Origin of the sequence: Bradyrhizobium sp., assembly GCF_016213215.1 — a bacterium.
GTDB lineage: Bacteria > Pseudomonadota > Alphaproteobacteria > Rhizobiales > Xanthobacteraceae > Bradyrhizobium.
In genome coordinates, this window is record NZ_JACRAW010000146.1 from 20,291 (window position 1) to 28,688 (window position 8,398).

6 protein-coding genes are annotated in these 8,398 nt (G+C 60.9%); 4 read left to right on the plus strand and 2 right to left on the minus strand.

The window, feature by feature from the left end:
- The first annotated feature begins 755 nt into the window (after positions 1-755).
- From HY852_RS28000 to HY852_RS23830, 3 genes are all read left to right on the plus strand, one after another.
- On the plus strand, positions 756-1,277 hold the full coding sequence (locus tag HY852_RS28000) for a DUF4365 domain-containing protein (RefSeq protein WP_367116415.1): 522 nt from the start codon (positions 756-758) through the stop codon (positions 1,275-1,277).
- Positions 1,274-2,440 carry a hypothetical protein gene (locus HY852_RS23825; RefSeq protein ID WP_291607349.1) on the plus strand — a complete coding sequence of 389 codons (1,167 nt, stop codon included), beginning with the start codon at positions 1,274-1,276 and terminating at the stop codon, positions 2,438-2,440. Before HY852_RS28000 ends, HY852_RS23825 begins: the two co-directional genes overlap by 4 nt.
- A 169-nt stretch (positions 2,441-2,609) precedes the next feature.
- On the plus strand, positions 2,610-4,466 hold the full coding sequence (locus tag HY852_RS23830; protein WP_291607350.1) for a restriction endonuclease: 1,857 nt from the start codon (positions 2,610-2,612) through the stop codon (positions 4,464-4,466).
- A 427-nt stretch (positions 4,467-4,893) separates the two neighbouring features.
- Here the strand turns inward: HY852_RS23830 and katG are convergent, their stop codons facing one another.
- On the minus strand, positions 4,894-7,065 hold the full coding sequence (katG, locus tag HY852_RS23835; protein WP_291607351.1) for a catalase/peroxidase HPI: 2,172 nt from the start codon (positions 7,063-7,065) through the stop codon (positions 4,894-4,896).
- A 101-nt stretch (positions 7,066-7,166) separates the two neighbouring features.
- Between katG and HY852_RS23840 the strand changes: the two genes are divergently transcribed.
- Complete coding sequence (locus tag HY852_RS23840; RefSeq protein WP_291607352.1) at positions 7,167-8,078, plus strand: LysR substrate-binding domain-containing protein; 912 nt, start codon at positions 7,167-7,169, stop codon at positions 8,076-8,078.
- On the opposite strand, the gene HY852_RS23845 is transcribed toward HY852_RS23840, so the two are convergent.
- On the minus strand, positions 8,075-8,398 hold a 324-nt coding region (locus HY852_RS23845), incomplete at its 5' end, for an enolase C-terminal domain-like protein (protein ID WP_291607353.1). The two genes, HY852_RS23840 and HY852_RS23845, sit on opposite strands and share 4 nt — an antisense overlap.

Sequence of the window (8,398 nt, forward strand, 5' to 3'; positions counted from 1 at the left end):
ATCCGGCGAATTGGCGGCTTTGCTCGCACCCGGTTGGGCCGAACAAAACCTCCGCCGGACTTGACTGCAGCAACGGCAGCCAGGACCACGCGATTTGGCCGTACGCGACGTCCCGATTTCGCCAGGAGACTTCGCCGGGCCCGCGCCCGCTCAAAGCCTCACCTGACGACGGGATCCGGCGTCGTTCGTCCTGCGCGCCGCCTGTTCGCTCACGGGAAAACCCGCCCTGCGACTGCCCTGCGCGCCGACGCTGCCGCGTCCACCGCATTCCATCCCACGCTCGTGACGATCGCGACCCGCCCCTCGTACCGGGATGGAACGAGCGCAATATAGGCCTGATTTGCGTTTCGGATAAAGCGAATTATTTTTGCGGCGGGGGATTGACGGGATTTGGGGCGACGGGCAAATCGGGGTGCACGAACGCCCACTCAAGCCTACTTTGCTTCGGCCCCTCCCGGCGCTCGAACGGTATGTAATACCCGCATGCTCGACCGGCCGGACGTAGTGACCAAAGGGAGGCAGGTCCGAGAGCAGCAGCGGACCTGTAGCTGACAAAAGCAACGCCTGCCTTGGAATCCCTGCGGCATTTCTGCTGGGTTGGAGAAAGCTGTGCCCGCACCGCTTCCGTACGGCGCTCGAAGGCCCGAGTTAACAGCCAATCCGGACGTTATGATTTATACAATACCATTGTGGGATTGCATGCACCCCAACATTCAATCAAGACTGACAGCAGTGAGTGAGCACATTGGGGGCCAATGCCTGCCGTTTCTGACTACGCAGCTATTCCTCACCGCCAAGATGCATTCTCCAGGGCTTACATAAGCGCGATTTGCGCTGCAGCTGGGTGCGGGCTGGAGGCGGTTACCTTGGACAATGACAAGGTCGACTACCTTGTACGCTCTCGCGTGCAGGGCAAAGTTCTAAACAAGCCGCAAATAGACATTCAAGCGAAGTGCCAGAGGAGCGGCATGGCAGCGAGCGACCCGATATCGTACTCTTTGGACTTGGAGACCTATCACGCCCTTAGAGACGTAAAGGTTTGCATTCCACGCATTTTGGTGCTGGTGCTTGTCCCTGACGATGTCCAAGAGTGGATCACGCAATCCGAGCACGCTCTCATGCTTCGACACTGCGCGTACTGGGTTTCGCTGAAGGCTATGCAGCCGAGCACCAACACTGCGACACAAACGGTCCATATACCCAGAAAAAACCTTTTCGGCCCACAAGTCTTGCAGACTATGATGACCAAGATAGCAGATGGGATCGAGCTTCAATGAGGGCTTCGATAAACGACCAGTTTGCAATCGGTGCTATCCGGCCCCTAAACGCCATCGGCTATCTGCGTGCCCACGGTTGGGAGCGTTTCGGAGATGCGTCTGGGCTCCCTTTCACCGTCTGGCATAACGCCTCACACCCCAAAGCAGAGATACTCATCCCGTCTGATCGAAGCGCAGCTGACTATACGTTGCTGCTTCGCGAAGCTCTCCTAGAGCTGGAAGCCGTCGAAAATCGCTCGCAGCTCGAAATTCTCCGCGACTTGTACAACTCGGGCTTCGATGTCGTCCGACTAGCGGCTCAGTCTACACGCACAGCGGATGGAACCGTCGACATTGACGAGGGAGTGCTGCTGTTCGAGCGCGCAAGAGACACCCTGTATGCGGCCGCTTGCTCAACTGTGAAGCCGCAAGCTGTCTTTCACTCACGGCGCCCCCAAGCGGCCAATGAGTACATGAGGAAGGCGAGGTTGGGCCAGACGGAGCAGGGCAGTTACGTGCTCACGCTTCTGTCGCCGGTTGCGCCGCAGTTGACGCCCCACAGTGACACTGATCTCTTTCCCGAGGAGCCCTTCGAGCGGAGGGTGGTCCAGACTTTGGCACGATCCGTGCGCCTCGCGGTCGGTGCTGCGGAAAGTTCGGTCACGGGACCTGCGCCAGACTTTAGCCCGTTCCAAAATGCGGTGGCTGGAGGTGTCAGCGCCAACCTATGCGAGGGCATAGCGGGCCTCTTCTCGGCCGCCGATCCGGCCACTGTCGAACTTTCTATTTCTTGGGCCCTAAATCGACCCACACCGAACGAGGCCCACTCCCGCGTCCTCATCAGCAGCGATGTCATTCCAACCCTTCAAGAGGCCGCGCGGCTCTTTCGGGCTTTCGACAGACTGGAGAACTACGAAATCAAAGGACCAGTGATCAAACTCCAGAGGGACCAGACGGCCCCGTTTGGCATGGTTACGGTGCTGGCTCCAGTGGAAGGAAGGACGCGAAAGGTCACGTTGGTCCTGCCGGACCGTGATTACCAAACGGCGGTTGTGGCCCACCATCAGCACCGATACGTCCGCGTTGTCGGAACCGTCGCGCGTGAAGCCAAGACATATCGCTTGGAAAATCCGGTCAACTTTGATCTGGCACCGGACGACGAGGATGAGGTTGAGGTTGATTAAGAGCCCACTTTTCCCCGCTAGCATCGGCGACCCGTAGCTTTACGAAATACAACGCAACCAGTTAAAATTCTTCAGATTTATCAATGCTGAAGCGGTTGAAAGACGTCTCTCCCCGCGCAACCTTGAGCTTTTCCGTTCCGACCCTATGGTTGCCATGGGGGTTCGGAGAATGAACTATTTAATTCTCGCCGGTGCGGCGCTGCTCGTAGTCGGTTACGGAGGGTTCCTGATCGTTCAGGGGTTGCTCAAGGGGGTCGGTGCCGCCTCCAAGGCAGTCGCTGACCAGCGGCAAGCAATCGCGGACAAGAGGGCCGAACGTCTCGCCCATCAGGAACACGAACGTAGCCTAGCGTACCGCACACAAAACCCGGTCAGAGTAGTGGGCATTCCCAACCCGGACGCATTTCGCCGGGCCTTCGCTCTTCTGGATGACTACGTAGCTGCCGCAACCGCCTACCGACCTGTGCTGCCGTCTGGGGTGGGTGCCCGCTTTCGTGCCTACCGCTTCCCATCGCAGATGTTTGAGCTTGCTCGTCCACATCCGGCCTCTCTGTCCAACACCGAACCCCGCAAAGTTTCGCTCACATCAGACGATGTCCTCATGGGTGGTGGGGCGGACATGTCCAGCCTCTACGGTCGGGCCGCAGCAGCCTGCGACTTCCCGTGCGATCCGCCAACATTTCGCTACTCGCAAACCGAAGCGCCGGCACCAAAGCCGAACTTCCCAAGCATCACCGCTCCGCCCCAGACCGCGGTAAGGCTGGTGGCCTCTGATGGAAGGGACGTAGATGACGGGGACGAACTGCGTGCGAAGGCGTATGAACCTGAGCTCGACCGTGTAGCCTTGCTTAACTCTCAAACGCGGCAACTCCACACCACATTCCACGAAAAGTACGCAGCTGCTGTTGAGGCTCAGGACCTCATGGAGATTTACCTCGCCGATCTGGCCTTGAAGTGGAGAGATGCTCAAGCGGCGCTGCTGCTCGAATTCGAGCAAGTGAAGGAAATCTACGAAAGGGACTGCCAGAGGGCCACTCAACCGATCCGAGCGGTCAACGAGCGCTATCGGAGGCGTACGGATGACGGTGTGCGCTCCCATTTCGAGCTTGCACTGTGCAACATCAGTTTGCCAGTTCCCGAGGACTACCCATGGGAAGTCCTGTACGACCGCCAGGAGCGAGTGCTTCAGGTGAACCAATGCGTACCATCGCTGCCTGATGTTTCGGTGGTCCGGCAAGACAGCAAGCGGCCTCCGGCCAAGCGAGACGCCGAGGCTGCCCTTCGGCGCTATGTGCCAGCCGTTGCGCTGCAGATAGCTCATCACATCGCTCGCAACGACGTTCAGGACGATGTCGACAGGATCGCCGTTAACTGCTGGTCGCGGTTCTTCGACCCAGCCTCCGGCAAGCTGAAGGACGCGTTTGTCGCGGCTCTTGCGGTTCAGAAGCAGGACATCATCGAGTTTAACCTGCAGCGTGCCGATGCGTTGGAAGCCTTCCGAGCCCTCAAGGGCGCCTATGTGTACAATGTCGCTGAAGTGGTGCCCATTGAGCCCGCCATTCGCCTAGATAAGGATGACGAGAGGTTTGTTGCCGGGAGAGACGTCCTTGACGGCATGGCCCAAGGACAGAACCTCGCAGCCATGGACTGGCAGGATTTCGAGCACCTCATTCGTGAGCTGTTGGCAAAGGAGTATGCCGATAAGAACGCGGAAGTGAAGATTACGAGAGCCAGCCGCGATAGAGGTGTGGATGCCGTGATCTTCAATTCAGACCCGCTCCACGGCGGAAAATTTGTGGTGCAGGCGAAGCGCTATTCCAGCACTGTTGACGTTGCTGCTGTGCGAGAGCTCTACGGCACCGTTCTGAACGAAGGTGCCAACCGAGGTATCCTCGTGGCCACCAGTCACTTTGGGCGGGACGCGTACGAATGGGCCGCGAACAAGCCACTCACCCTGATCGATGGCCCCAATCTCTTGGCTCTACTAAGCAAGCACGGCTATCAGTTCAAAATAGACCTGCAGTAAGAGCGCCCTCAGGGATGTGACGGGTCAGTTTATCGATGGTCCTTTAAATGCAATTGCCTCGCATTAGCCTGTGATAAGTCTTTCGCGTTGATCGAGCGTGGGATGGGTCAGTGGGGCCTGACGTTTGGCGGGCGTCTCTCCCCGCTTGCGGGGAGAGGCCGGAGCGCATCGAAGATGCGATCCGGGTGAGGGGGAATCTCCGCGAACCCCACTCGTACCGCATTCGTGGAGAATCCCCCTCACCCCGCCCCTCTGCCCGCAAGCGGGGCGAGGGAGTCACGGTCATAACCACGGCCTGGGGTTATGGATTCCGGGCCTGCGTGCTGCGCACGCATCCCGGAATGACGGTGGCAGGCAGGTAGAAGAGCGCCCGTGTGGCTCCCCCCTCCCCGGCCCTCCCCCAAAACGGGGGAGGGAGAAGAGATGCTCACGCCGCCAGTTCGAACCGATCCAGGTTCATCACCTTGTCCCATGCGGCGACGAAGTCCCTGGCGAATTTCTCCTTCGCATCCGTGCAGGCGTAGACTTCGGCAAAGGCGCGCAGCTGCGAGTGCGAGCCGAAGATGAGATCGACGCGGGTGCCGGTCCACTTGAGCTCGTTGGTCTTGCGGTCGCGGCCCTCGTAGACGCCGTCGGAGCCGGACGGCTGCCACTGCGTGCTCATGTCCAGGAGGTTGACGAAGAAGTCGTTGGTCAGCGTCTCCGGCTTTTGGGTGAAGACGCCGTGCCTGGACTTGGCCGTATTGGCGCCGAGCACGCGCAGGCCGCCGACGAGAACCGTCATCTCGGGTCCTGTCAGCCGCAAGAGTTGCGCCCGGTCCACCAACGCCTCCTCGGGCTTCATGAACTGGTGCTTCTTGCTGTTGATATAGTTGCGGAAGCCGTCGGCGCGCGGCTCGAGCGGGGCAAAGGACTCGACATCGGTCTGATCCTGCGACGCATCCATGCGTCCCGGCGCGAAGGGCACCTTCACGTCGAGGCCGGCGTCCTTTGCGGCTTTCTCGATCGCGGCGCAGCCGCCGAGAACGATCAGGTCGGCGAGCGAGACTTTCTTGCCGCCGGACTGCGCGGCGTTGAACTCCTTGCCAATCGCCTCGAGCTTTTGCAGGACACCGTTGAGCTCGGCCGGCTGATTGACGTCCCAGTCCTTTTGGGGGTTGAGACGAATACGCGCGCCATTGGCGCCGCCGCGCTTGTCGGAGCCGCGGAACGTCGAGGCCGACGCCCATGCGGTCGAGACAAGCTGGGACACCGACAGGCCGGAGGCGAGAATCTTCGCCTTCAGCGCGGTGATGTCCTGGTCATTGATCAGCGGATGATCCACAGGGGGGATCGGGTCCTGCCAGATCAGCTCTTCCTTCGGCACGAGCGGGCCGAGGTAACGCGCAATCGGGCCCATGTCGCGGTGCGTGAGCTTGAACCACGCACGCGCGAAGGCGTCGGCGAACTGGTCCGGATGCTCATAGAAGCGCCGCGAGATCTTCTCGTAGGCCGGGTCGAGGCGCAGCGACAGGTCGGTGGTCAGCATCGTCGGCGCATGCTTCTTCGATTTGTCGAACGCGTCCGGGATGGTGGCTTGCGCATTCCTGGCCCGCCACTGCTTGGCCCCGGCCGGGCTCCTGGTCAGCTCCCATTCGTTTTCGAACAGGTTCTTGAAATACAGATTGCTCCACTGCGTCGGCGTCTGGCTCCAGGTGACTTCGGGCCCGCCGGTGATGGCGTCGGCGCCCAGGCCCGTGCCGTGCTTGCTCTTCCAGCCGAGGCCCTGATCCTCCAGCGCTCCGCTTTCCGGGGCCGGTCCCACCAGCGACGGATCGCCGGCGCCGTGAGTCTTGCCAAAGGTGTGACCGCCGGCAATCAGCGCAACGGTTTCTTCGTCGTTCATCGCCATGCGGAAGAACGTCTCACGAATGTCCTTGGCCGCCGCGATCGGGTCCGGATTGCCGTTCGGCCCCTCCGGATTGACGTAGATAAGGCCCATCTGCACCGCGCCGAGCGGCTCCGAGAGCTGGCGTTCGCCGCTGTAGCGTTCGTCACCGAGCCACGTGCCCTCGGGACCCCAGTAGAGCTCTTCGGGCTCCCAGACGTCCTTGCGGCCGCCGGCGAAGCCGAAGGTCTTGAAGCCCATCGACTCCAGCGCGACGTTGCCGGCGAGTACCATCAGGTCGGCCCATGAGATCTTCCGGCCGTACTTCTGCTTGATCGGCCACAGCAGCCGGCGCGCCTTGTCGAGGTTGGCGTTATCAGGCCAGCTGTTGAGCGGCGCGAAGCGCTGCTGACCCGCGCCGGCGCCGCCGCGGCCATCCGTGATGCGGTACGTGCCCGCGCTGTGCCACGCCAGCCGGATCATCAGGCCGCCATAGTGACCGAAGTCGGCCGGCCACCATTCCTGCGAGTCCGTCATCAAGGCATGAAGGTCCTTGATCACGGCATCGAGGTCGAGAGTCTTGAACTCCCTGGCGTAGTCGAACGCCTCGCCCATTGGATCGGACAAGGTGGAATTGCGGTGGAGAACCGAAACGTCCAGCGAGTCAGGCCACCAGTCGCGGTTCGTGTGTCCGCGCCCACCCGTAAACGGGCATTTGGTTGTGTCGTCCATGACAGCCTCCGGAGGTAATTTCTGCGTGTGATTGGCAATCCTATGAAGCACACCGCATCAGGTAAAGTTGACTTTTATGATCGTCACGATAAGATTTTCTGATGCTTCATCTTACGATCCGCCAGCTTCGATATTTCGATGCGCTGGCACGTCATGGCCACTTCGGGCGCGCGGCAGAGGCCTGTGCGATCTCGCAGCCGGCCTTGTCCATGCAGATCAAGGACCTCGAAACGTCCCTTGGCGGCGTGCTGCTCGAGCGCAGCGCGCGAGGCGTGGTGCTGACGAGGTTCGGCGAGGAGCTCGCCCGGCGCGTCCGCGACATCCTGCGCTCGATCGATGAGCTAAGCGACTTCGCGCGCGCCTCGCGCGACCAGCTGGTGGGCCGGCTGCGCGTCGGCATGATCCCGACGATTGCCCCCTATCTGCTGCCAAAGATCATGGGGAACCTCAAGCGCATGCATCCCGAACTCGACATTCACGTGCGCGAGTCGGTGACGCCGAAGCTGATAGAGGAGCTCGCGGAAGGTCGGCTTGACACAGCTGTCCTTGCTTTGCCCGTCTCGGAACCTTCGCTGACCGAAGTCGCCCTGTTCTCGGAAAAATTCCTGCTGGTCAGGCCGGCGGCGGATGAGGGAGCGCCCGAGCCCAGCATTGAAATGCTGCGCGAGATGAGGCTGCTCCTGCTCGAAGAAGGGCACTGTTTTCGCGATCAGGCCCTGTCGTTCTGCAAGATCCAATCGTCGCCGCCACGGGAGGTGCTGGACGCAAGCTCCCTGTCCACGCTTGTCCAGATGGTCAGTGCCGGCATGGGCGTCACCTTCATCCCGGAAATGGCCGAGACGGTGGAGACACGCTCCGCATCAGTGTCCGTCGCTCGCCTCAAAGACCCGCAACCCTCGCGAACCATCGGCATGGTCTGGCGCAAGACGAGTCCTCTGGCGAGACAGCTGCTGCAAATTTCCGAAGTGGTTTGTCTCTCGGCCGACGCGGGCTCACGACCAGGAACAGACTAGGCCTGAACGAGACATCCCTTGACCGCCTCTTCGTTCCACTCGAGCCCTACACCCGGCACATCGGGAATGTGCAGGTGCCCATTCTTGATCCGATAGGGCGTCTGCAGCACAGGGTCGGCCCAGTCCTGCCACTCCAGCCAATGCGCCGTCTCTGTGACCCGCATCATGTGGGCGGCGACCTCGGGATAGAGATGCGTTGACACAGGTATTCCCGCCGTTCCGGCGATGGCAGCCGCTCGCATCCAGCCGGTCACACCGCCAATGCGCATGAAATCCGGCATGACGAGGTCGCACGCTTTCTTCTGAAGTGCCTTGTGCAG